4 protein-coding genes and 3 pseudogenes (1 of these 7 only partly in view) are annotated in these 25,594 nt (G+C 70.7%); 4 read left to right on the top strand and 3 right to left on the bottom strand.

The features are described 5' to 3' along the window. Positions 1-19: 19 nt before the first annotated feature. From mhpA to BBK82_RS47075, 3 genes are read right to left on the bottom strand one after another with little or no spacing between them, the layout of a single operon-like run. The gene (gene mhpA / locus BBK82_RS47085) at positions 20-1,624 is read right to left on the bottom strand and encodes a bifunctional 3-(3-hydroxy-phenyl)propionate/3-hydroxycinnamic acid hydroxylase MhpA (protein WP_065920697.1); all 1,605 of its coding nucleotides are present in this window, start codon (positions 1,622-1,624) and stop codon (positions 20-22) included. A gap of 22 nt (positions 1,625-1,646) precedes the next feature. After that, positions 1,647-2,855 carry a 3-deoxy-7-phosphoheptulonate synthase gene (locus BBK82_RS47080; protein WP_083268679.1) on the bottom strand — a complete coding sequence of 403 codons (1,209 nt, stop codon included), beginning with the start codon at positions 2,853-2,855 and terminating at the stop codon, positions 1,647-1,649. A 34-nt stretch (positions 2,856-2,889) separates the two neighbouring features. Then, on the bottom strand, positions 2,890-3,912 hold the full coding sequence (locus tag BBK82_RS47075) for an FkbO/Hyg5 family chorismatase (RefSeq protein ID WP_083268678.1): 1,023 nt from the start codon (positions 3,910-3,912) through the stop codon (positions 2,890-2,892). Between the two features lie 266 nt (positions 3,913-4,178). Here BBK82_RS47075 and BBK82_RS57185 point away from each other — a divergent pair. The 4 genes and pseudogenes from BBK82_RS57185 to BBK82_RS57170 form a co-directional block, all read left to right on the top strand. Beyond that, positions 4,179-6,296, top strand: a pseudogene (locus tag BBK82_RS57185) (AMP-binding protein); the annotation flags it as partial. 72 nt (positions 6,297-6,368) lie between these two features. After that, positions 6,369-11,175: pseudogene (locus tag BBK82_RS57180) on the top strand (type I polyketide synthase); the annotation flags it as partial. A gap of 54 nt (positions 11,176-11,229) precedes the next feature. Then, entirely contained in the window at positions 11,230-11,964 is a 735-nt protein-coding gene (locus BBK82_RS57270) for an acyl carrier protein (RefSeq protein WP_472368469.1), read from the top strand. A gap of 9 nt (positions 11,965-11,973) precedes the next feature. Continuing rightward, a pseudogene (locus tag BBK82_RS57170) lies at positions 11,974-25,594 on the top strand (type I polyketide synthase); it runs 9,902 nt beyond the window's last position.

Raw genomic sequence — 25,594 nt, 5'->3', positions numbered from 1 at the left:
AAGCGTTCGCTGCTGTCGCTCAGACCAGCGGCAGCTGGGCCTTCAGCTCCTGCACCAACGCCGGCAGGTCCGCGCGGTCCTGTGCGAAGCCGAACACGTAGTAGTCGGGCCGCACCAGGGCCGCCACCTTCTTGTGGCCCGCCAGCCAAGGCAGGTACAGGCGCTCGACGTCCACGACCTCGTGCGCCCGCGCGATCTTCGGTGGGATGCCGGCGGGCATGACCCGGACGAGCTGTGCTCCCAGGACTTTGAGGAACTCCAGCTCGTCCTCGCCCAGCGCCTCGTACGGGTCGAGCGTCGTGATCAGCTGCCAGCCACGTCCCACGACCTCGTCGAACCGGTCGCGCTCAGCACCCCGGGCCACCAAGCCCTGGGGTGAGAGCTCGCCGTGCGGCAACACGACCTCACCGCCGGTCCGGCGGACGATTCCGTCCTCGAGTGCGTAAGCCGACGGAGCCAGGTCGACACCCTCCGGCTTCGCCTGCATCGCGATCAGGAACGCGTCGCGGCGGGCTGCGGCGACCGGGTCGAGCTCCGAGACGATCTTGCCGACCTCGATGGACATCTCGATCGTGTGGCGCACCTGGAGGGAGCGTTCGGCCTGGTAGGCGTCCAGGAGGGTGTCATCGGCGATGTCGCGCAGGACCAGGTCGAGCTTCCAGGCCAGGTTCGCGGCGTCGCGGATGCCGGAGCACATGCCTTGGCCTGCGAAGGGAGGCATGAGGTGGGCCGAGTCGCCGGCGAGCAGGAGGCGGCCGTTGCGCCACTTGTCGGCCAGGGCGGCTTGGAAGGTGTAGACGATGTTGCGGGTCAGGTCGGCGTTGTCGGGGGTGACGTCGTAGGGGCGGAGGAGCTCCCACATGCGTTCCACTGTGGACAGCTCTTCGATCGACTCGCCCGGGAGGCGCATGAACTCCCAGCGGCGGTGGCCCCTGCCGGAGGCGACGATGGTGGTGGGGCGGGCCGGGTCGCAGACCTGGACGTCGTTGGGGCGGAAGGCGCGCTTCTCGTGGAAGACGACGTCCACCAGGAGCCAGTCGTGCTTGAAGTTCAGGTCGATCATGCGGGTGCCCATGGCGTCGCGGACGAAGCTGTTCGCGCCGTCGCAGCCGATGACCCACGAGGCGGTGACGGCGCCGTCGTGGTCGGGGCCCGGGGCGGTCAGGGAGACGTGGGTGCCGTGGTCGGTGATGGACTCGACCTTGTGGCCGAACAGGGTGGTGATGTTCGGCAGGGTGGTGACGTGGTCGCGCAGGGCCCGTTCGAAGGTGGGCTGGTGCATGACGGTGGCGATGGGCCAGCCGTCGCGGCCCGGTTCGTACGGGGCCTCGAAGGAGAAGAGCTCGCGGCCCTCGGCGTTCTGGAACATGTACTGGCCCAGGGGTTCGCCGAGTTCCATCAGGTCGGCGCCGATGCCGGCCGAGGCGAAGGAGCGGGCCGTTTCGCCGTCGAAGGCGACCACGCGGGGGAAGGGGTACTGGCCGCGGTACTTCTCCAGGATGACGACCCGCCATCCCTTGTGGGCCAGCAGGATGGACAGGACGAGGCCGACCGGGCCGCAGCCGACCACCGCGACGTCCGCGGTGGTCGTTGCGGCTCGGCCGGCCTGGTGCGGAGACGTCATCTGTTTCCCTGTCTGCGAAGGGTCAGAACACCGAGTCGATCACTCCGAGTGCCTGGTCGGGGTTCAGGCGGGGGTCGCAGAGGGTCTCGTAGCGCTCGGAGAGGGCCGACTCGTCGGGCACGGTTCCGCCGACGCACTCCGTCACGTCGGACGCCGCCACTTCCAGGTGCAAGCCTGCCGGGTGGGCGCCCTCGGTCTCCAGGATGTGCCGGAACGCCGTGGCCTCCTCGATGATATGAGTGACAAATCGAGTCTTTTGCCCACACTCGGCCTTGACCGTGTTGCCGTGCATGGGATCCGAGATCCAGACGACCGGGTGGCCCGCGCGCCGCACGGCGCGGACGATCGGGGCCAGTGCCACGTGGATGTCCTCGCGGCCCATGCGGACGATCAGCGTCAGCCGGCCCGGCGTGTGGTGCGGGTCGAGGAGCTGGCACAGGCGCACGACGGTCTCGGGGTCCGCCGTCGGGCCCACCTTCACGCCGATCGGGTTCGCGATCGCGGCGAACATCGACACGTGCGCGTGGTCGAGCTGGCGGGTGCGCTCGCCGATCCACGGGAAGTGCGTCGAGGTGAGGAACTGCTCGCCGGTGCGGTCGTCGGTGCGAATCAGCGCGTTCTCGTAATCCAGCACCAATGCCTCGTGCGCCACCCACGGGCCGCCGTCGAGTTCCTCGGCGCTTCCCGTCCAATGGGCGCGCACTTCTCGGATGACGGCGGCCGAGGCGTCATAGGCCTGCAGCATTCGTTCGGGGTCGTGCCGACGGGCGGAGAGCTCCGCTTCGAACGAATTGACGAGCTCGCCGCGGAATGACGGCAGCTCGATCCCGCCGACCGTTTCGAAGTTGCTCGAACGGGGCTTCGCGTACTGGCCCGCCATCCGTCCGAAACGTGCCACCTGCTGGCCCGTGCGGTCCGCCAGCCGGGAAGCGATCCTGGCGACGTTGCGCACCTTTCGGGAAGTTGTCAGCGGGTCGGCGTCGGAAAAGGACTCCGCGCAGTCGCCGAGCTGCAGGACCCGCGCCTCACCGAGGGCGGCGAGACCGAGAGCACGTTTGGCCTCGCGGATTTCGGAATGTGCGACCAGGGGCAGCGCACCGGACAGTTCGGCTTCGATCAGGTCGTAGTCGGGGTGGTCGTGCCAGTGCGGCTGCTGCTGCGCCGGCAGGGTCGTCCACGGTGCGGACGCGCGGGTGAACGTGAACTCGTTCAGCTTCACCGTCTGAGGCATTGTCTCGCTCCTGGTTCTGGTTCGGCCGGGCGGTTCAGGCGACGATGCCCTCAATCTCCACGAGGAGATCGGCGCGGCAGACGTCGACGTTCAGGTACTGGACGCGGGCGTTCGGGGAGAAGCGCTCCTCGCACATCGCGCGCACGGTCGGGATGTCGGAGCGGTGGCGGACGTAGACCTTGATGTTGTCGAGGTCGAGCAGGGAGTTGCCCCGCGTGATCTCGTAGTCGGCCAGGTTCTCGTCGGAGATGAGGTGCTCGATGTTGTCGAGCGACAACTCCACCTGGGCGGCGATGTCGCCCTCGTGCAGCGTCTCGTGCCCGCGGATGCTGGCGGTGCCGGCCACGTAGATCTGCCCTGACCTGCGGTCGGTGTGCGTGGAGGAGAGGTAGGTGGCCCGCGCGAACTTGGGCGGGCGGGGGCCGTACTGCCGCGGGTAGTGGTAGGCGGCCATCTGCTTCGAGTTCTCCACCGAGGTGAGCGCGGCGGAGCGGGAGGCGAGGAAGTAGAACGCGATCCCGCCGCCCTGCGAGCCGATTCCGGTCGCGCTCGGGACCTCGGCGTCACCGAAGTGGAAGAGCTCGAACGCCTCCGCGCGGCCCTTGCAGAAGTCCCGGTAGATCTCGAGGCCCTCGGCGTTGTCGCCGTTGATGTCGTTGAGGAAGTTCCACATGCGGAAGCAGTTCTTGTAGCCGAGCGTGTCCATCAGGTCGAGCGCCGCGACGTAGGCCGCGCGGGTGTCCTCGGTGTAGCGGCCGGTCGGCGCGATGCGGCCGGCCACGAGGAGGTACTCGCCGTCGTGGGCGTAAAAGACGCCGTGGTGCTCGCCCGTCTCGACCGGACCCGTGGTCGTCCAGATCTCCGCGAACGCTTCGGTGTCCACAGCCGCCATGTGGATGTCAAGGGTCAGAAGGCCGTTCTCCACACGCGGGTCGGCGCACCCGGTGGTGTAGTTGATGACGCCGAGAACGTTTTCGCTCGCCGCGACGTGGCTGACTTCGGTCAGGCTGGTGAACACGGAGCCGGGAAGGTTCACCTTCTGCTGCGCCTGCGTCATCGGAATGCCCTCCGAGGAGTTGGTGAATCATTTGCGGAGTTAAACCTGGTAATTCTTCTCGGCTTCTCTTCCGGGCCGGTGGTGAAAGATTAGCACCGGCACGACTCCGCAAAACTGCCCCGCGAGAACAATGAGCTTCCGGGTGACGAGATAGGGGGGACATAGGGGGGTGCTAGGGGATTTCCTACTTACTGGGCCGGTGAGGCCGAGGCTAGCATCGGCGCAGGTGCACGCCATGCCGTCAGCAAATAGGGAGCGCCGTCGGGATGTTTCGAACCGAGCTCATCCGGCCGTTGTCCGACCTGCTGCGCCACCACGCCGCGACGACGCCGGAGAAGGTCGCGTTCGCCGACGCGCGGCGCGCGGTCACGTACGCGGAGCTGGAGCGGCGCACCCGGCGGCTCGGCGGGCACCTGGCCGAGGCCCGGCTGCAGCCCGGCGACCGGGCGCTGATCTACCTGAACAACAGCGTCGAGTGCATCGAGTCCTACCTCGGTGTCACGCGTGCGAACGCGGTCGCGGTGCCGTTCAACCCGCACTCCGCCGACGCCGAGCTCTCCTACGTGCTGGACGACAGCGGCGCGCGCGTGGTGATCACCGATCCCGCGCACCTCGACCAGGTCCGCAAGCTGCTGCCCGGTCGTCCCTATCTCACGGTGCTCGTCACCGGCGACGAGCCCGTCCCGCGTGGCGGCGCACTCCTGTCGTACCAGGAGTTGACGGCCCGGGACCCGGCCGTTCCCGCGCGCGACGACCAGGGGCTCGACGACGTCGCGTTCATGCTCTACACCTCCGGCACCACCGGCAAGCCCAAGGGTGTGCTGTCGACCCAGCGCAGCTGCCTGTGGTCGGTCGCCGCCTGTTACGCCCCGGTCATCGGGCTCAACGGCGAGGACGAGGTGCTGTGGCCGTTGCCGCTGCACCACTCCCTCGCGCACGTCCTCTGTGTAGTAGGTGTGACCGCTGTCGGAGCGACCGCGCGGATCCTGGACGGGTTCGCCGCCGACGAGGTGCTGAGCGCACTGGAGAGCGACAGCTACACCTTCATGTGCGGTGTTCCCGCCATGTACCACCACCTCCTGGACGTCGCGCGGACCCGTGAGGTGAAGCCGGGCGGCCTGGTCCGGTGCATGACGGCCGGCGCCGCCTGCCCTCCGGCGGTGCGGGTGGAGTTCGAGGCGCTGTTCGGCGTGCCGCTGCTGGACGGGTACGGCAGCACCGAGACGTGCGGCCTGATCGCGGTGAACTGGTTGCAGGGCACCAGGGTTCCGGGTTCGGTCGGGCTGCCGGTGCCGGGGCTGTCGGTGCGGCTGGTCGACCCGGACACCGGCGTGGACGTCGGGGTGGAGGCCGAGGGCGAGGTGTGGGTGCGCGGCCCGAGCCTCATGGTCGGCTACCACAACCAGCCGGAGGCGACGGCGCAGGCGATGCCGCAGGGCTGGTACCGCACCGGTGACCTCGCGCGCCGGGACCTCTACGGCTACCTCACGATCACCGGCCGGGTGAAGGAGCTGATCATCCGCGGCGGCGAGAACATCCACCCCGGCGAGGTGGAGGAGGTGCTGCTCAAGGTCCCCGGTGTCGCCGACGCCGCGGTGGTCGGCAAGCCGCACGACATCCTCGGCGAGGTGCCGATCGCGTTCGTCGTGCCCGGCAAGCAGGGCCTCGACCCGGTGCGCCTCTACGACACCTGCCGCGAGCAGCTGTCGAACTTCAAGGTGCCGGAAGAGCTGTACGAGATCGACCACATCCCGCGCACGACCTCGGGCAAGATCACCCGGCACGTGCTGCTGGACCGGCCGGCCCGGTTGCGCGCGGCGAGCGGTGGGCAGCACGAGTCGCTGCTGCGGATGGACTGGGCGCCGATGCCGTCGGTCCGCACGACGTCGCTGGAGCTGGCCAAGCGGTGGGCGGTCGTCGGCCCGGACGTGTTCGGCCTGACGACGGCGCTGGTGTCGGCCGGTCTGCACGTCGCCACCTACCTCGACGCGGCCGCGCTGCACGTGTCCGTCGTGGACGGTGAGACGGCACCGGACGTGGCGGTGCTGTGCTGCCCGGACGACATGGACACCGGCGGCAAGCTCACCACGGCCGCGCAGGACGCGTTGCGCAAGGTCGGTGACGTGCTGCGGACGTGGGTGAACGACGCCTGGTTCGCCCACTCACGCCTGGTCGTGCTGACGCGGAACGCCGTTGCGGCGGGCGTCGAGGACGTGCGCGACCTCGTGCACGCGCCGGTGTGGGGGCTGCTGCGGTCGTTGCAGGTCGAGTACCCGAACCGGTTCACGCTGATCGACATCGACGACCAGCCACCGTCGACCGGGGTGCTGCCGCGAGCGGTGGCCGCCGGCGAACCGCAGCTGGCGATCCGGTCGGGCATCGCGCTGATCCCGCGGCTCAAGCGCGTGTCGGCGTCGGTCGACAGCGACGAGGTGCTGCGGATCGACCCGAGGCGCACGGTCGTGGTGGCCGGCGCGGACGGCACTATGGGCGCAGCGCTGACCAAGCACCTCGTCGCCGCCTACGGCGCCCGGCACCTGCTGCTGATCAGCCGGAACGGCCGGGCGGACGTCGCCACCGCGCAGCTGGAGACCGCGCTGACCGAGCTCGGCGCCAAGGTGGCGGTCGCGGCGTGCGACGTGACGGACCGGGCGGCGCTCGCGGAGGTGCTCGGCAAGCTGAAGCGGCCGATCACCGCCGTCGTGCACAGCGAGGGTGAGCACCCGGCGACCCCGTTGCCCGCGCGCAGGGCCGACGTGTTCCGGTCCGTTGTGGACGGTGCGGTGAACCTGCACCAGCTCACCAAGAACGGTGACCTGGACGCGTTCGTCATGCTGTGCACGGTCGCGGGCGCGTTGGGGCTGGTCGGTTCCGGTGAGCAGGCGGCGGCGAACTCGTTCCTGGACGCGCTGGCCCGCTACCGCCGCAAGCGGGAGCTGGCCGCGACGTTCCTCGCGGTCGGGTCGACGGACGCGCCGACGACGGCCTCGCGGGTGGGGGAGCTGTCGACGCACGAGTTCGCGGCGATGTTCGACGTGGCGACCTCGGCGGGGCTGGCGCAGGCCGTGATCATGCGGATCAACAGCGCGGCGTTGCGCGAGCAGACGTCGGCGACCGAGGTCCCGGCGTTGCTGCGCGGCCTGATCGACGTGTCCGCGCGCTTGGCGACACCGGACGAGCGGGACCTGTCGGCGTTGCGGCAGCGGCTGGTCGCGATGTCGCCGGAGGAGCAGGACATCTTCCTGCTGAACCTGGTGCGCACCGAGGTCGCGGGGGTGCTGGGGCTGACTGGCGGGGAGCGGGCGGAGGCGAAGAAGACGTTCCGCGAGCTCGGGCTGACCTCGGTGACGGCGGTGGACCTGCGCAACCGGCTGACCGCGGCGACCGGGCTGCACCTGTCGGCGCCGGTCGCGTTCGACTACCCGACGCCGGTGGTGCTGGCGCGGCACCTGCGCGCGGAGCTGCTGGGCGAACGCGCGGCGGTGACGCCGGTGGAGGCGGTGCGCGCGGTGCCGGACGAGCCGATCGCGATCGTCGGCATGGCCTGCCGCTACCCCGGTGGCGTGATGTCGCCGGAGGACCTGTGGCGGCTGGTGCTCGCGGGCGGGGACGTGGTGTCGCCGTTCCCGGCGGACCGCAACTGGGACCTGGAGAAGCTGTTCGACGGCGCCTCGCACACCCGCTCCGGCGGGTTCCTGCACGACGCGGCCGACTTCGACGCGGAGTTCTTCGGGATCTCGCCGCGGGAGGCGCTGGCGATGGACCCGCAGCAGCGGCTGCTGCTGGAGGTGTCGTGGGAGGCGCTGGAAAGAGCCGGGATCGACCCGGCGTCGTTGCGGGGCACCAACGGCGGTGTGTTCGCGGGCGTGATGTACCACGACTACGGCGCCGGTCTGGTGGACGCGCCCGCGGGGACCGAGGGGTACTGGACGACCGGTACGGCGGGCAGTGTGGTGTCCGGTCGCGTCGCCTACACCCTGGGGCTGCAGGGGCCGGCGGTCACCGTGGACACCGCGTGCTCCTCTTCCCTGGTCGCCCTGCACTGGGCGGCTCAGTCGCTGCGTTCCGGTGAGTCGTCGCTGGCGCTGGCCGGTGGTGTCACGATCATGTCGACGCCGCAGACGTTCGTGGAGTTCTCGCGGCAGGGCGGGCTGTCCGCGGACGGGCGGTGCAAGGCGTTCTCCGACTCGGCCGACGGGACCGGCTGGTCCGAGGGCGCCGGTCTGGTGGTGCTGGAGCGGTTGTCCGATGCCCGGCGCAACGGCCACACGGTGCTCGCGGTGCTGCGCGGCTCGGCGATCAACCAGGACGGCGCGTCGAACGGCCTGACCGCGCCGAACGGTCCGTCGCAGCAACGCGTGATCCGGCAAGCAAGCGCTTGCGTCCGCCGGTCTGTCCACCTCGGATGTCGACGCGGTGGAGGCGCACGGCACCGGGACCGTCCTCGGTGATCCGATCGAGGCGCAGGCGTTGCTCGCGACCTACGGGCAGGACCGGGACGTGCCGCTGTGGCTGGGGTCGGTGAAGTCGAACCTCGGGCACACGCAGGCGGCCGCGGGCGTGGCGGGCGTGATCAAGATGGTGATGGCGCTGAAGCACGGCACGTTGCCGCGCACGTTGCACGTCACCTCGCCGTCGTCGCACGTCGAGTGGGGTGCCGGTCGCGTTGAGCTGCTGACGTCGGAACAGCCGTGGCCTTCGGCGGGCCGTGAGCGCCGTGCCGCGGTCTCGGGTTTCGGTGTGTCCGGCACGAACGCGCACGTGATCCTGGAGGAGGCGCCGGAGGTCGAGGTCACGCCGGAGGAACCGTCGACCGTGCTGTCGGTGGTGCCGTGGGTGGTGTCGGCGAGGACGTCCGCCGCGCTGGACGCGCAGCTGGAGCGGTTCCGGGCGGTGCAGGCGCCGACGTTGGACGTGGCGGCGTCGCTGGTGTCGACGCGGACGCAGCTGGAGCACCGCGCGGTCGTCGTGGAGGGCACGGAGATCGCGCGCGGGGTGGCGGCCGAGCGGCCGCTGGCGGTGCTGTTCTCCGGGCAGGGGGCGCAACGCCTGGGCATGGGACGTGAGCTGTACGAGCGGTTCCCGGCGTTCGCGGCGGCGTTCGACGCGGTGCTGGAGCACCTGGACCCGGCGTTGCGCGAGGTGATGTGGGGTCACGACGCCGAGGCGCTGAACGCGACCCGGTACACGCAGCCGGCGTTGTTCGTGGTCGAGGTGGCGTTGTTCCGCCTGGCATCCTCCTTCGGGGTGCGGCCGGACTTCGTCGGCGGGCACTCGATCGGGGAGATCGTCGCCGCGCACGTGGCCGGGGTGCTGTCGCTGCCGGACGCGTGCCGGTTGGTGGACGCGCGGTCGCGGCTGATGCAGGCGCTGCCCGCCGGCGGTGCGATGGTGGCGGTGCAGGCGACCGAGGAGGAAGTGCTGCCGCTGCTGGGATCCGACGTCTCGGTCGCGGCGGTGAACGGGCCGCGGTCGGTGGTGGTCGCGGGGACTGCCGCCGGGGTCGACGCGGTGGTCGCCGCCCTGGCCGACCGCAAGACTAAGCGTCTCCGGGTCAGCCATGCGTTTCACTCGCCCTTGATGAACCCGATGCTGGACGACTTCCGCGCGGTCGTCGAGGACCTTGAGTTCGCGGAGCCGCAGATCCCGGTCGTGTCGAACGTGACCGGGCAGCTGGCCGTGCGCGAGCAGCTGACCTCGCCGGAGTACTGGGTGCGGCACGTGCGTGAGGCAGTGCGGTTCTCCGACGGCGTGCGCGCGTTGGGGCGGCAGGGGGTGTCGGCGTTCCTGGAGCTCGGCCCGGACGGCGTGCTGTCGGCGTTGGTGGCGGAGATGACGGAGACCGGTGCGGTGCCGCTGGACACGGCGGTGGTGCCGGTGCTGCGGCGGGAGCGGCCAGAGGAGGCGTCGGTGGTGTCGGCGCTGGCCCGGCTGCACGTCGTGGGTGTGCCGGTGGACTGGCGGGTGCTGTTCGAAGGTGCCGGTGCGCAGCGGGTGGACCTGCCGACGTACGCGTTCCAGCGGTCGCGGTTCTGGCCGGAGCCCGAGGTCGCGGTCGGCGCGGTGGACCCGTTGGACGCGGCGTTCTGGCAGCTGGTGGAGAACGACGAGCTGGCGTCGGTGCTGGACCTCGACCCGGAGGTGGCGGCGGCGGTCGTGCCGGCGTTGTCGTCGTGGCGCACCCGGCGGCGTGCCCAGTCCATTGTGGATTCGTGGCGGTTCCGCGAGTCGTGGACGCGGTTGTCGCCGTCCGGTGCGTTCGGCGGGTCCTGGCTGGTCGTGGTGCCACCGGGGGAGCAGGACGCGTGGACGCGGGACGTCGTGGAGATCGTCGGCGGGGTCGCGGTTCCGTTCGACGAGGTGGCGTCCTTCGCCGGGCGTGAGTTCACGGGTGTGGTGTCGTTGCTCGGGGTCTCCGACGACTCGGATGACGTGCCGTTGGCCTTGTCCGGGACGGTGGAGCTGCTGCAGGCGCTCGACATCGACGCTCCGGTGTGGACGGTGACGCGGGGTGCCGTGTCGACCGGGCACGGCGACATCGTGACCTCGCCGGTGCAGGCCGCGCTGTGGGGCCTGGGCCGGGTGGCGGCGCTGGAGATGCCACGTCGCTGGGGCGGGTTGGTCGACCTGCCGGGCGGTGTCGACAAGCAGATCGCGCAGGGGTTGCAGGCGGCGTTGACGAGCTCGCTGGGCGAGGACCAGATCGCGGTGCGCGGCAACGGCGTGTTCGCCCGGCGCCTGGTGCCGGCACCGCGTGGTGAGCACGGCGAGGACTGGACGCCTTCGGGCACCGTGCTGATCACCGGCGGGACCGGGGCGCTGGGCGGGTTCGTGGCACGTGCCGTTGCCGCTCGTGGTGCGTCGCACGTCGTGCTGACCTCGCGGCGTGGCCCCAAGACACCGGGCATCGAGCACCTGGTCGCGCAGCTGGAGGGTTTCGGCGCCGAGGTCTCCGTCGAGGCGTGTGACGTGGCGGACCGGGCTGCGGTGGCGGAGCTGCTGTCGCAGTTCCCCGATCTGTCCGCCGTTGTGCACTGCGCCGGGGTCGACGCCGGTGACGCGCCGTTGGCTTCTTTGACCGCAGAGCAGCTCGGGGAGTTGTTGCGCGCCAAGATGCTGTCGGCGCGGTGGCTGCACGAGCTGACCGGGAACCTCGACGCGTTCGTGCTGTTCTCATCAGGTGCGGCGGCGTGGGGCAGCGGCGGCCAGCCGGCCTACTCGACCGCGAACGCCTACCTGGACGGCCTGGCGCAGTTCCGTCGCGGCCAGGGCCTCGTCGCGACCTCGCTGCAGTGGGGTGCCTGGGCCGAAGCGGGCATGGCGACCGATTCGCAGACCTACGACCAGCTCCGCCGCCACGGCGTGCTGCCGATGGACCCGGAGCTGGCGCTGACCGCGTTGGTGCAGGCCGTGTCCGACGGCGAGACGGTGCTGACCGTCACGAACACCGACTGGGCCCGTTTCGCACCGAGTTTCACCGCTTCTCGCCCGTCACCGCTGTTCTCGGCGATCCCCGAGGTCGTGGCCGCGCTGGCGGACGCGGACCCCTCCGGCGCCGAGGTCGCGTTGCAGGAGAAGCTCGCCGGTCTGTCCGAGCCCGACCGCTGCCGCGTGCTGCTGGACCTGGTCCGCACCGAGGCCGCCGCCGTGCTGGGACACCGGGGTGTCGAGTCGATCCACCCCGAGAAGGCGTTCCGCGACCAGGGTTTCGACTCGCTGACCGCCGTGGAGATGCGTGACCGCCTCAAGGCCGCGACGGGCCTGCCGGTGCCGTCCGCCCTCGTGTTCGACTACCCGACCCCGCGTCTGGTGGCCCTGCACCTGCTCGAGGGCCTGTCCTCGTCCGACGGTTCGGCGCTGGCCGAGCTGACGCGCTTCGAGGCGGCGGTGGCCTCGGCGGCTCCGGAGGACCACGACGCGATCCGCGAGCGCCTGGAAAAGCTGCTGGGCCGCCTGAAGAAGCCCGTGTCCACTTCGGACGACGATCTCCGCTCCGCCTCCGTCGAAGACCTCCTCTCCATCATCGACGACGAGTTGCTCGACCTCTCGTAGTAGCAGTGTTTGCCCGCACGAAATGAGGACGGACCAGTGCAGGAAGAGCAGCAGGACAAGGTTGCCGACTACCTGAGGCGAGTCACGGTCGAACTGCGCCGGGCCCGCGAACGCGTCCTCGAGCTGGAGCAGAAGCACAGCGAGCCCATCGCGATCGTGGGCATGTCGTGCCGCTTCCCCGGCGGCGTGACCACTCCCGAGGCGTTGTGGGACGTCGTGTCCGCGGGCCGCGACGTCGTGTCCGGCTTCCCGTCCGACCGCGGCTGGGACCTGGCTGCCTTGCGCTCCGGTGCGTCCCTGGCGCAGGAGGGCGGTTTCCTCGCCGACCTGGCGTCGTTCGACGCCGACTTCTTCGGCATCTCGCCGCGCGAGGCCCTCGGCATGGACCCGCAGCAGCGCATGATGCTGGAGCTCACCTGGGAGGCCCTCGAACGCGCCGGCCTGGATCCGGTGGGGCTACGCGGTTCCTCCACGGGTGTCTTCGTCGGCACGAACGGCCAGGACTACGCGGACCTGGTGTCGGTGGACGGCGACGGGCACGCCTCCACCGGCCTCATCGCGTCCGTGCTGTCGGGCCGCCTGTCCTACACGTTCGGCTTCGAGGGCCCCGCGTGTCCGTCGACACCGCCTGCTCCTCTTCTTCTGTCGCCATGCACCTGGCCATGCAGGCCTTGCGCGCCGGTGAGTGCTCGCTGGCGTTGGCCGGTGGTGTCACGATCATGGCCACGCCGCACGCGTTCGTCGAGTTCACCCTGCAGCGCGGGCTGGCTGCCGACGGTCGCTGCAAGGCCTTCTCAGACTCGGCTGATGGTGTTGGCTGGGCCGAGGGCGCGGGTGTGCTGGTGCTGGAGCGGCTGTCCGACGCAGGCTCGCGGGCACCGGGTCCTGGGCCTGTTGCGCGGATCGGCGGTCAACCAGGACGGCGCGTCGAACGGCTTGACCGCGCCGAACGGCCCGTCGCAACAGCGGGTGATCCGTGCGGCGCTGGCGTCGGCGGGGTTGTCGCCCGCCGACGTGGACGCGGTGGAGGCGCACGGAACCGGCACCACCCTGGGTGACCCGATCGAGGCGGCGGCGTTGATCGCCGCCTACGGGCAGGATCGCGCTGTTCCCCTGTACGTCGGTTCGGTGAAGTCGAACATCGGGCACACGCAGGCCGCTGCCGGGGTGGCTTCGGTGATCAAGGTCGTGCAGGCGATGCAGCACGGGGTGTTGCCGCAGACCCTGCACGTGACGTCGCCGTCGTCGCACGTCGACTGGTCGGCCGGTGCGGTCTCGCTGCTGACGTCGGCGGTGCCGTGGCCTGCGGTGGATCGGCCGCGGCGGGTCGGCATCTCGTCGTTCGGGGTGTCGGGGACGAACTCGCACCTGATCTTGGAGGCGCCTGACCCGGAATTGTCAGACCTGTCTGAGACGATTGGAGTGGGGGGTGGATCCCCCCAGGGGGCCCGCGAATCGGTATCGATTCCGAGGGGTGGACCAGCGGCGTCGGGCGGCCAGTCGGGCTCAGGTGGCCAGTCGGGCTCAGGCGGTCAGTCCGGCCCGGCGGTCCCGTGGCTCGTGTCGGCCAGGTCCGACTCGGCGCTGAACGCCCAGATCACCCGACTGGGCGACCTCGAAGCGGACCCGAAGGACATCGGGCACTCGCTCTCCCTCCGCACCCGGTTCGACCACCGCGCGGTGCTCCTCAACGGCACCGAGATCGCCCGCGGTACCGCCACCGAGAAACAGCTCGCCATGCTGTTCACCGGCCAGGGCTCCCAACGCCTCGGCATGGGCCGCGACCTGTACGAGGCGTTCCCGGCGTTCAAGACCGCGTTCGACGAGGTCACCCACCACCTCCCCGGCATCCGCGACGTCATGTGGGGCGACGACGCGGCCGCGATCAACCAGACGGGTCACGCCCAGCCCGCGTTGTTCGCGCTCCAAGTCGCCCTCTACCGGCTGGTGGAGTCGTTCGGCATCCAGGCCGACCACCTCGCCGGCCACTCGATCGGCGAGATCGCCGCCGCCCACATCGCCGGCGTGTTCAGTCTCGAGGACGCCGCCAAGCTGGTCACCGCCCGCGCGAGCCTCATGCAGGCACTCCCGCGGCACGGCGTGATGATCGCGATCCAAGCCACCGAAGCCGAGGTGACCCCGCACCTGACCCCCGGTGTCGCCCTCGCCGCCATCAACGGCCCGGACAGCGTCGTCATCGCCGGCGCCGAAGAAGAAGCGCGGACCCTCGTCGCGCACTTCGCCGACCGCAAGACCAAGCAGCTCGCCGTCAGCCACGCGTTCCACTCGCCGCTGATGGACCCGATGCTCGCCGACTTCCGCGCCGCCATCAGCGACATCACCTTCCACCAGCCGACGATCCCCGGCCTGGGCGACGTCGCCAACGCCGACCACTGGGTGCGGCACGTCCGCGACACGGCCCGGTTCCACGACGCCGTACAACGCCTGGGCGACAAGAGGTACCTGGAGATCGGCCCCGACGGCGTGCTGTCCGCGCTGGTCGACGGCGGCATCCCCACCCTGCGCAAGGACCGCGACGAGCCGACCACGTTCGTCACCGCACTCGCGCGCCTGCACGTCGAGGGCGAACGTCGACTGGACGCCGTTCTACGCGGGCGGCACCCGGATCGACCTGCCGACGTACGCGTTCCAGCGCCAGCGGTTCTGGCCGTCGACCACGAAGAACGCCGACGCCTCTGGCCTCGGCCTCACCGCGGTCGGGCACCCGTTGCTCGGCGCCGCGGTCGAGCTCGCCGAGGGACAGGGCGTGCTGTTCACGAGCCGCCTGTCCGTCGCGACGCAGCCGTGGCTCGCGGACCACGTCGTCGGCGGCCGGGTGCTGTTCCCCGGCACGGCTTTCGTCGAGCTCGCGATGCGGGCAGCGGAGGAACTGGGGCTCGACCGCCTCGACGAACTGACGCTGTCCGCCCCGCTCGTCCTCACCGACCCGGTGCAGCTGCAGGTCTCGGTCGGCGCGCCGGACGGCACGGGACGGCGTTCCATCGCGGTCTACTCGCGGCTCGACCAGGACACGCCGTGGCTGGAGCACTGCAGCGGCGTCCTCGCATCCGGACAGGCCAGCGCGGACTTCGACACGACGGTGTGGCCGCCTGCTGGCGCCGAAACGGTTGCGCTGGACGGTTTCTACGAACGGTTCGCGGACAACGGCTTCGCATACGGACCCGCGTTCCAGGGGCTGCGAGCGGCGTGGCTGCTCGGCGACGACGTGTACGCCGAGGTCGCCATCGCAGAGGATGTGGACCGCTACGGCCTGCACCCGGCGTTGCTCGACGCCGCCCTGCACGCCGCTGACCTCACCTCGTCCGAGGGCGGCATGCCCTTTGCGTGGCAAGGTGTTTCGCTGCACGCGACCGGTGCTTCCGTGCTGCGCGTGCGGATCCGGCCGCAGGTGAGTCGTTCGCGGTGGCGGCGACCGATCCCAACGGCACCCCGGTCGTGTCGGTCGGTTCGCTCGTCACCCGGCCGTTGCCCGACCTCGGCGGCGGAATCGCGCGCGAGGCGTTGTTCCACGTCGACTGGACGCCCATGGCGTTGCCGGCCGAGACCGCGGAGGTCGAGGTCGACCACGTCGTCTCGGAAGGCTCGCCGGTCGAGGCCGCACACACCCTGACCGCGCGGGTGTTGGAGCGCATCCAACAGTGGATCGCCGACGGACGTCAGGAACGGCTGGCCTTCGTCACCCGCCCCGGCGACCTCGGCGCGGCGGCGGTCTGGGGTCTGGTGCGGTCGGCGCAGACCGAGCACCCCGGCCGGTTCGTGCTGGTGGAGGCGGACGACGACGTTCCGGCGGAGGTCTTCGCGCTGGACGAGCCGCAGGTGCGGGTACGCGGTGGTGAGGCTTTCGTGCCGCGGCTGGCCCGTCTCGCACCGGCCGAACGGTTCTCGTGGCAGAGCAAGGTGCTCATCACCGGCGGCACCGGTGGCCTCGGCCTGGTGATCGCCCGGCACCTCGCCGGCCTGGGCGTTCGCGACCTGCTGCTCGTCTCGCGACGTGGCGAAGCGGACGTCACCGAGCTGGAGGCGCTGGGTGCCAACGTCACCGTCGAGGCGTGCGACGTCTCCGACCGCGCTGCTGTCGCCGACCTGCTGGCACGCCACGAGGTCCGTGCCGTCGTGCACACCGCGGGCGTTCTCGACGACGGCGTGGTCGAGTCGCTGACGCCCGAGCGCGTCGACACGGTGTTGCGTCCCAAGGTGGACGCCGTGTGGCACCTGCACGAGCTGACCGTAGACCTTGACGCTTTCATCGTGTTTTCTTCGGTCGCGGGCACGATCGGCACGGCCGGCCAGGGCAACTACGCCGCCGCGAACGCCTTCCTCGACGCGTTGATGGACCACCGCCGCGCCGCCGGACTGCCCGGCACCTCGCTGGCCTGGGGCCCGTGGATCGCCGGCATGCTGTCCGGCGCCGACGCGGAACGCATGGCGCGCACCGGAATCCCCGGCCTCACCGTCGAGCAGGGCCTGGAGCTCTTCGACGCCACCGCGGGCGCCGGCAACGCCGTCCCGGTGCGCCTGGACCTGCCCGTGCTGCGTGCCCGCGGCGACATCCCGCCGGTGCTGCGCGGCCTGATCAAGACCCGGTCCCGCCGCGCGGTCGCCGGTTCGCCGGCCGGCTCACTGGCCGGTCGCCTCGCGGGAATGGACGAGAACGGCCGCCTGGAAGCGTTGCTGGACCTCGTGCGCGGTCAGGTCGCCACCGTTCTCGGCCACGCCGGCACCGACGAGATCGACCCCGGCCGCGCCTTCCAGTCACTCGGCTTCGACTCGCTCACCGCCGTCGAGCTCCGCAACCAGCTCACCGCCGTCACGGGCCTGCGCCTGCCGGCCACCCTGATCTTCGACTACCCGAACGCCGGCGTGCTCGCCTCCTACCTCCGCGACGAGCTCTTCGGCGCCGACACCGTCGTCTCGCAGGCGGTCGCCGCGGTCTCCGACGACGACCCGATCGTGATCGTCGGCATGGCCTGCCGCTACCCCGGCGGCGTCTCCTCGCCGGAAGACCTGTGGAACCTCGTGGTCGACGGCGTGGACGCGGTCACCGACTTCCCGGCCAACCGCGGCTGGGACGTCGACTCCCTCTACCACCCCGACCCCGACCACATCGGTACCTCCTACACGCGTTCCGGCGGCTTCCTGCACGACGCGCCGCTGTTCGACCCGGCGTTCTTCGGCATGTCCCCACGCGAGGCGCTCGCCACGGACTCCCAGCAGCGCCTCCTGCTCGAAACCTCCTGGGAGGCCCTGGAACGCGCCGGCATCGACCCGGTGTCGTTGCGGGGCAGTGCGACCGGCGTGTTCGCGGGCGTCATGTACACCGACTACTCGGTCGTGATCAGCGGCAGCGAGTTCGAGGGCTACCAGAGCATGGGCAGCGCCGGGACGTTCGCCTCCGGCCGCGTCTCCTACACCTTCGGCTTCGAGGGCCCCGCGGTCACCGTCGACACCGCCTGCTCGTCTTCCCTGGTGGCACTGCACCTCGCCGCTTCCGCCCTGCGCAACGGCGAATGCTCACTCGCCCTGGCCGGCGGCGTGACCGTCATGTCCACGCCGTCCACCTTCGTCGAGTTCTCCCGCCAACGCGGACTTTCCGCCGACGGCCGCTGCAAGTCCTTCTCCGACGCCGCCGACGGCGTGGGCTGGTCCGAAGGCGTCGGCCTGCTCGTGCTGGAACGCCAGTCCGACGCTGTCCGCAACGGCCACACCGTGCTGGCCGTCGTGCGTGGCTCCGCGATCAACCAGGACGGCGCGTCCAACGGCCTGACCGCTCCCAACGGCCCGTCGCAGCAACGCGTTCTCCGCTCGGCCCTGGCTTCTGCCGGTCTGTCGGTCGCCGATGTCGATGTGGTGGAGGCGCACGGAACCGGTACGACTCTCGGTGACCCGATCGAGGCTCAGGCGCTGCTGGCGGTATATGGCCAGGAGCGCTCCACGCCGCTGCTGCTCGGTTCGGTGAAGTCGAACATCGGTCACTCCCAGGCTGCTGCGGGTGTGGCCGGTGTGATCAAGATGGTGCACGCGATGCGTCACGGCCTGGTGCCCGCGACGCTGCACGTCGACCAGCCCTCCACGCACGTGGACTGGGATGCCGGCGACATCACCCTCGTCACCTCCGCGACCGCGTGGCCTTCGGTGTCTCGTCCGCGTCGGGCGGGTGTGTCGTCTTTCGGTGTGTCGGGCACGAACGCGCATGTGATCTTGGAGGCTCCGAGCGCGCCGGGATTGTCGGTGCTGCCTGAGATGATTGGGATGGGGGGTGGATCCCCCCAGGGGGCCGGCCAATCGGTATCGATTCCGAGCGGTGGCGGGGCCTTGCAGGACGCGCCTGGGGAGGTTCCGGACGGCTCGGCGGACGCCGCGGACGGAGCGCTCGCTCGTGTGGCCGGTCCGGTGCCGTGGCTGGTGTCCGCGAAGTCGGCGGCCTCGTTGGACGCCCAGATCGAACGGGTGCGCGGCCTCGCCGGGGATCCCGTGGACATCGGGTACTCGCTGGCGTTGAAGACGTTGTTCGACCACCGGGCCGTGGTGCTCGACGGCGAGGTCGTCACCAAGGGCGTGGTGACCGGCAAGCCGCTCGCGTTCGTGTTCAGCGGGCAGGGCTCGCAGCGGCTCGGCATGGGACGCGAGCTGTACGAGGCGTTCCCGGTGTTCGCGGCCGCGCTGGACGACGTGCTGGAGCGCCTGGACCCGGCCGTGCGCGAGGTCATGTGGGGCGAGGACGTCGAGGCGCTCAACCAGACGGGCGTCGCGCAGCCGGCGATCTTCGCGGTCGAGGTGGCGCTGTACCGGTTGGTCGAGTCGTTCGGGGTGCGGCCAACGCAGCTCGCGGGTCACTCGATCGGGGAGATCGCGGCAGCGCACGTTGCTGGAGTGCTGAGCCTCGAAGACGCCTGTGTGCTCGTGAACGCGCGCGCCTCGCTGATGCAGGCGTTGCCGAGCGGCGGCGCCATGGTGTCGGTCATCGCCTCCGAAGAAGAAGTGCGCGCGCATCTGACCGATGGCGTGTCCGTCGCAGCGATCAACGGGCCGCGCTCGGTCGTCATCGCGGGTGTCGAAGAGGAGGTGCTCCGGCTCGCGGAGCGGTGGAAGAGCAAGAGGCTGAAGGTCAGCCACGCCTTCCACTCGCCGTTGATGGAGCCGATGCTCGACGACTTCCGCACGGCGATCAGCGAGCTCACCTTCACCGAGCCGAGCATCACCATGTCGACCTCGGGCCAGGTGGACACGGTCGACTACTGGGTCAACCACGTGCGGGATGTGGTGCGGTTCCACGAGAACGTCACGCGGCTGGGTGATGTGACGTTGTTGGAGCTGGGGCCTGATGCGCAGTTGACGGCGATGGTTGACGGGTTGATTCCGACATTGACGCGGGTCAAGTCTGATGTTGAGTCAATGTTGACTGCACTCAGTCATGTACACATCAGCGGAATCAACGTTGACTGGGCGCAGCACTATGTTGGCGGGCAGCGTGTCGACGTGCCCACCTACGCCTTCGACCACCAGGCGTTCTGGCCGGAGACCAGCGGGAAGCCGGACGTCCGGTCGGCCGGGCTCGGGGCGGTGGAGCACCCGTTGCTGGGGGCGGCCGTCGAGCTCGCCGGGGGAGCCGGCTACCTGTTCACGGCGCGGCTGTCGCGCAGGTCGTGGCTGGCCGACCACACGGTGCACGGCGCGGTGCTCGTGCCGGGCGCGGCACTGGTCGAGCTCGCGCTGCGGGCTGCGGACGAGGTCGGGCTCGACCGGGTCGAGGAGCTGACGCTCGCGGCGCCGTTGGTGCTGCCGGAACGCGGCGGCGTGCAGGTTCAGCTGATCGTGGGCGCTGAAAAGGACGGTCGGCGATCGATCACCGTGTACTCGCGGCCCGAAGAGGCGGCCGACGAGCCGTGGACCGAGCACGCGAGCGGTGTGCTGGGGTCGGGCGCGGTCGTCGCGGAGGTGGGTGAGTGGCCGCCGCGTGCGAAGGCGATCGACGTCGGGGACGCCTACGAACGGTTCGCGGAGAGCGGGTTCGAGTACGGGCCGGCGTTCCGGGGACTGCGGGCGGCGTGGCGGGACGGCGACACGGTGTTCGCCGAGGTCGCGCTGCCGGACGGGGTCGCGACGGGCGGGTTCGGGCTGCACCCGGCGCTGCTGGACGCTGCGCTGCACCGGCGTTGCTGGTCGACGAGGGCGCGGGCTTGCCGTTCTCGTGGGAAGGCGTGTCTTTGCACGCCACCGGAGCGAGCGAGCTCAGGGTCAAGCTGACGCGCAACGGCGCCAGCACGTCCATCGCGCTCGCCGACACCACGGGAGCGCCGGTCGCGTCGGTGGACGCGTTGGTGGTGCGGGAGGTGTCCGCGGAGCAGCTCACGAGCGTGGACTCGCTCTTCCAGCTCGGCTGGGTCGAGGTGGAGCTACCCGATGTGATCGCAGACGGCGTGGTGGTGGATCACGTCGTCGCACCTGAAGGTGACGTTGTTGCGGCCACACACACGGTGGTCGCACAGGCGTTGGCACGACTGCAGGAATGGATCGCCGACGAGCGGCCCGAGAAGCTGGTGTTCGTCACCGGCATGGGCTGCCTGGCGGGAGCGGCGGTGCGCGGGCTGGTGCGGTCGGCGCAGACCGAGCACCCCGGCCGGTTCGGCATCATCGACACCGACTCCGGTGAGCTCGTGCCGCAGGCTTTGGGCGTTGACGAGCCGGAGCTGAGCATTCGCGACGGCGTGGTGAGGGCGGCCCGGCTGGAGCGGGTGAAGGCGGTTCACCGCGAGGTCACCTGGCAGGGACCGGTGCTGATCACCGGCGGTACCGGCGGGCTCGGCGGCGTGATTGCGAAGCACCTCGTGGCACGGGGTGTCGACGAGCTGGTGCTCGTCAGCCGCAGCGGGCAGAAGCCGGCGTGGGTGGACGAGCTGGACGCGCGGGTGACCGTTGCGAAGTGCGACGTCTCCGACCGCAAGGCCGTGCAGAAGCTGCTGAAGAAGCACCCGGTCAGCTCGGTCGTGCACGCCGCGGGCGTGCTCGACGACGGCGTGATCGAGTCACTGACGCTAGACCGTCTAACAAACGTGATGAGGCCGAAGGTCGACGCAGCTCAGCACCTGTGCGAGCTGGCGCCCGAAGCACGAATCGTCTTCTTCTCGTCGGTTGCCGGCACGCTCGGCAGCGCCGGCCAGGGCAACTACGCGGCGGCGAACGCGTTCCTCGACGCGCTCGCGGCCCAGCGGCCGAACACCGTGTCACTCGCGTGGGGTGCGTGGGAAGGGGGCATGGCCGGGCACCTGTCCGACGTGGACGTCGAGCGGATGCGACGGGCCGGCATGCCACCGATCTCGGTGGAGCAGGGCGTCGAACTGTTCGACGCGGCGATCGCCCACGGTGGTGCCGCGCTGGCACCGTTCCGCCTCGACCTCGCGGTGCTGCGGGCGAAGGGCGAGGTCGCACCGGTGCTGCGGGGCCTGGTGCGAACGCGGTCGAAGCGTTCCTTCGCGGGTGCGGACACCGCGGTCACGCTGGTCACGCGGCTGTCGGCGTTGGCAGAGGCCGACCGGTCGACCGCACTGCTCGATGTGGTGCGGGGCGAGGTCGCGGCGGTGCTCGGCCACGGCAGCGCGCACGACGTCGACCCGGCGCAGCAGTTCCGCGACCTCGGCTTCGACTCGCTGACCGCCGTCGAGCTCCGCAACCGCCTGACCGCGTCCACCGGCATCCGGCTGCCCGCGACGTTGATCTTCGACTACCCGACCTCGGACGCACTGGCCGGCTACTTGCGGGACGAGCTGTTCGGAAGCGTTGCTGTGGTGGCGGAAACGCCCACGGTGTCCACCACGGACGACCCGATCGTGATCGTCGGCATGGCCTGCCGTTACCCCGGTGGTGTGACGACGCCGGAAGAGCTGTGGCAGCTGGTGGTGGACGAGGTGGACGCGGTCACCGGGTTCCCGACCGACCGCGGCTGGGACCTCGACGGGCTGTACCACCCGGATCCCGACCACATCGGCACCTCCTACACGCGTTCCGGCGGCTTCCTGCACGACGCGGCGCTGTTCGACCCGGCGTTCTTCGGGATGTCACCGCGGGAGGCGCTCGCGACCGACACGCAGCAGCGCCTGTTGCTCGAGACCGCCTGGGAAGCACTGGAACGCGCGGGCATCGACCCGACGTCGTTGAAGGGCAGCGCGACCGGTGTGTTCACCGGTTTGATGTACAACGACTACCAGTCCGTCGTCGGCGGCGGCGACATGGAAGGGCACCAGGGCCAGGGCAGCGCGGGCAGTGTCGCGTCCGGCCGGGTGTCGTACGTGTTCGGGTTCGAGGGGCCGGCGGTCACGGTCGACACGGCGTGCTCGTCGTCGCTGGTCGCGATGCACTGGGCGATCCAGTCGCTGCGGTCGGGTGAGTGCTCGCTGGCGCTGGCCGGTGGTGTGACGGTGATGTCGACGCCGTCCACGTTCGTCGAGTTCTCGCGTCAGCGCGGGGTGTCCGAGGACGGCCGGTCGAAGGCGTTCTCCGACTCGGCCGACGGCGTGGGCTGGGCGGAGGGCATCGGGCAGGTCGTGCTGGAGCGGCAGTCCGACGCGCTGCGCAACGGCCACCGCATCCTGGCCGTCGTGCGTGGTTCGGCCGTCAACCAGGACGGTGCCTCGAACGGGCTCACCGCGCCGAACGGTCCCTCCCAGCAACGCGTCATCCGGGCAGCGCTCGCGTCGGCGGGACTGACGGTCGCGGACGTCGACGCGGTGGAGGCGCACGGAACGGGAACGCCGTTGGGTGACCCGATCGAGGCGCAGGCGTTGCTCGCGGTGTACGGGCAGGACCGTGATGAGCCGTTGCTGCTCGGTTCGGTCAAGTCGAACATCGGACACTCGCAGGCGGCGGCCGGCGTCGCGTCGGTGATCAAGATGGTGCAGGCGATGCAGCACGGGGTGCTGCCGCGCACGTTGCACGTCACGTCGCCGTCGTCGCACGTCGACTGGGAGGCCGGGGCTGTCGAGCTGCTGACTTCCACGCGAGCTTGGCCTTCGGTGTCGCGTCCACGTCGGGCGGGTGTGTCGTCTTTCGGTGTGTCGGGCACGAATGCGCACGTGATCTTGGAGGCTCCGAGCGCGCCGGGATTGTCGGTGCTGCCTGAGATGATTGGGATGGGGGGTGGATCCCCCCAGGGGGCCGGCCAATCGGTATCGATTCCGAGGGGCGGCGGGGCGTCGGCGGACGCGCCTGGCGGGGTGCCGGGTGGTGCGGCGGAAGCCGCTGGCGACGTGACGGGGCCGGTGCCTGGCCGTGTGGCGGTGCCGTGGCTGGTGTCGGCCAAGTCAGCCGAAGCGCTGCAAGCCCAGGTCGAGCGGATCAAGGCTGTGCAGGCCGACCCCGTCGACGTCGGGTTCACCCTCGCGGGGCGGGCGACGTTCGACCACCGCGCGTTGGTGATCGGCCAGGACACCGTGGTCAGCGGGCAGGCCACGACGAGCGGCAAGACGGTGTTCGTGTTCCCCGGTCAGGGCTCGCAGTGGGTCGGCATGGGGCGCGAGCTGCTGGCCACCAACGAGGTGTTCGCGCGCCGGATCGCGGAGTGCGACGCGGCGCTGCGGCCGTTCGTCGGCTGGTCGCTGACCGAGGTGCTGCAGCAAGAGCTGTCGCTGGACCAGGTCGACGTCGTGCAGCCCGTGCTGTGGGCGGTCATGGTGTCGTTGGCCGAGGTGTGGCGTTCGTACGGTGTTGAGCCGCAGGCGGTGGTCGGGCACTCGCAGGGTGAGATCGCGGCGGCGGCGGTTGCGGGGGCGTTGAGCCTGGAGGACGCGGCGCGCGTGGTGGCGTTGCGGTCGCAGGCGGTGGACGAGGCGTTGTCGCGGCGTGGCGGCATGTTGTCGGTGGCGTTGCCGGTGGAGGAGGTGCGGCCGCGGATTGCGCGTTTTGCGGATCGGGTTGCGGTTGCGGCGGTGAACGGGCCGCGGTCCACGGTGGTCGCGGGTGAGGTCGAGGCGCTGGCGGAGATCGTGGCCGCGTGCGTGGAAGACGACGTGCGGGCGCGCATGATCGCGGTGGACTACGCCTCGCACACGCCGCAGGTCGAGGCCATCAAGGACCGCGTGCTCGGCGACCTGGCCGGCATCAGGCCGCGGACGAGTGAGATTCCGCTCTACAGCACGGTGACCGGTGAGCCGATCGACACGGCGGTCATGGACGCCGGCTACTGGTTCACGAACCTGCGGCAGACCGTCGAGTTCCAGAACGCCACGAGTGCGTTGCTGCGCGACGGTTTCCGGTTCTTCGTCGAGCCCAGCGCGCATCCGGTGCTCACAGTCGGTGTCGAGCAGACGGTCGAGGCGGCCGGTGCCGAGGCCGTGGTGCTGGGGACGTTGCGGCGCAACGAGGGCGGGCGCGGACAGCTGGTCACCGCGCTGGCCGAGGCGCACGTCAACGGGTTGAAGGTCGCCTGGGACGAGTTCTTCCAGGGCGGCCGGCTGGTCGACCTGCCGACGTACGCGTTCCAGCGGCAACGGTTCTGGCCTGCCGGGCAGGTGCGCTCGGGCGATCCGGCCGGGCTGGGACTGGCGGCGGTCGAGCACCCGTTGCTGGGCGCGGCGGTCAGCGTCGCGGGCGGTGACGACGTGCTGTTCACGTCGCGGCTGTCGGCGCGGACGCACCCCTGGCTCGCCGATCACGCGGTCAACGGCACGGTGTTGTTGCCGGGCACGGCGTTCGTGGAGCTCGCGGTCAGGGCGGGTGACGAGGTCGGCTGCCAGAAGCTGGACGAGCTCACGATCTCCGCGCCTCTCGTGCTCGACGGGTCGGTGCAGCTGCAGGTCGCGGTCAGGGGCGAGGATTCGAACGGGCGCCGTTCCGTCGCGATCTACTCGCGCGCCGAAGAAGACTCGCCGTGGACCGAGCACGCGTCCGGAACGCTGTCACAAGCGCCTTCCAGCAACGACTTCGACGCGACGACGTGGCCGCCTGACGCGGAAACCGTTGACGTCGAGGGTGCTTATGAGCGGTTCGCGGACATGGGCTTCGAGTACGGGTCCGCGTTCCAGGGGCTGCGCGCGGTGTGGCGGGCCGGCGACGACGTGTACGCCGAGGTTGCCGCGACCGGGGAGACGGCAGGTTTCGGGTTGCACCCGGCGTTGCTGGACTCGGCGCTGCACGCGGCGTTGCTCGCGAAGGACGGCGCTGGGCTGCCGTTCTCGTGGGAGGGCGTGTCGCTGCACGCCACCGGTGCGACCGAGCTGCGGGTGCGGTTGCGTTCCACCGGCGACGCGATGGAGATCGCGCTCGCCGACACCACCGGGCAGCCGGTCGCGACGGTCGAGTCGCTGGTCGTGCGGCCGGTCACGATGCCGCGCGCCGAGGTCGACGCCCTGTTCCGGGTGGAGTGGACGCCGGTCACGCTGCCGTCGGACGTCGCGGCGAACGTGGTCGTCGAGCACTTCGCCGGCGATGGCAACGTCATCGAGTCGACGCGGGCGTTGACGGCTCGTGCGTTGGCGTTGCTGCAGCAGTGGATCGCCGAGGAGCGCGCTGAGCGGCTCGCTTTCGTGACCCGCGAGGGGGATCTGGCCGGGCAGGCGGTGTGGGGCCTGGTGCGGTCGGCGCAGACCGAGCACCCCGGCCGTTTCGTGCTCGTCGACGT

Source organism: Lentzea guizhouensis, assembly GCF_001701025.1.
Lineage (GTDB): Bacteria > Actinomycetota > Actinomycetes > Mycobacteriales > Pseudonocardiaceae > Lentzea > Lentzea guizhouensis.
The sequence above is the reverse complement of the archived record's forward strand: the minus strand, read 5'-3'. Positions and strand labels throughout refer to the sequence as shown.

Excerpts from the sequence above, each read along its gene's own strand:
- mhpA (WP_065920697.1), bottom strand. The coding sequence starts at position 1,624 with ATGACGTCTCCGCACCAGGCCGGCCGAGCCGCAACGACCACCGCGGAC.
- BBK82_RS47075 (WP_083268678.1), bottom strand. The coding sequence starts at position 3,912 with ATGACGCAGGCGCAGCAGAAGGTGAACCTTCCCGGCTCCGTGTTCACC.
- BBK82_RS47080 (WP_083268679.1), bottom strand. The coding sequence starts at position 2,855 with ATGCCTCAGACGGTGAAGCTGAACGAGTTCACGTTCACCCGCGCGTCC.
- BBK82_RS57270 (WP_472368469.1), top strand. The coding sequence starts at position 11,230 with ATGGCGACCGATTCGCAGACCTACGACCAGCTCCGCCGCCACGGCGTG.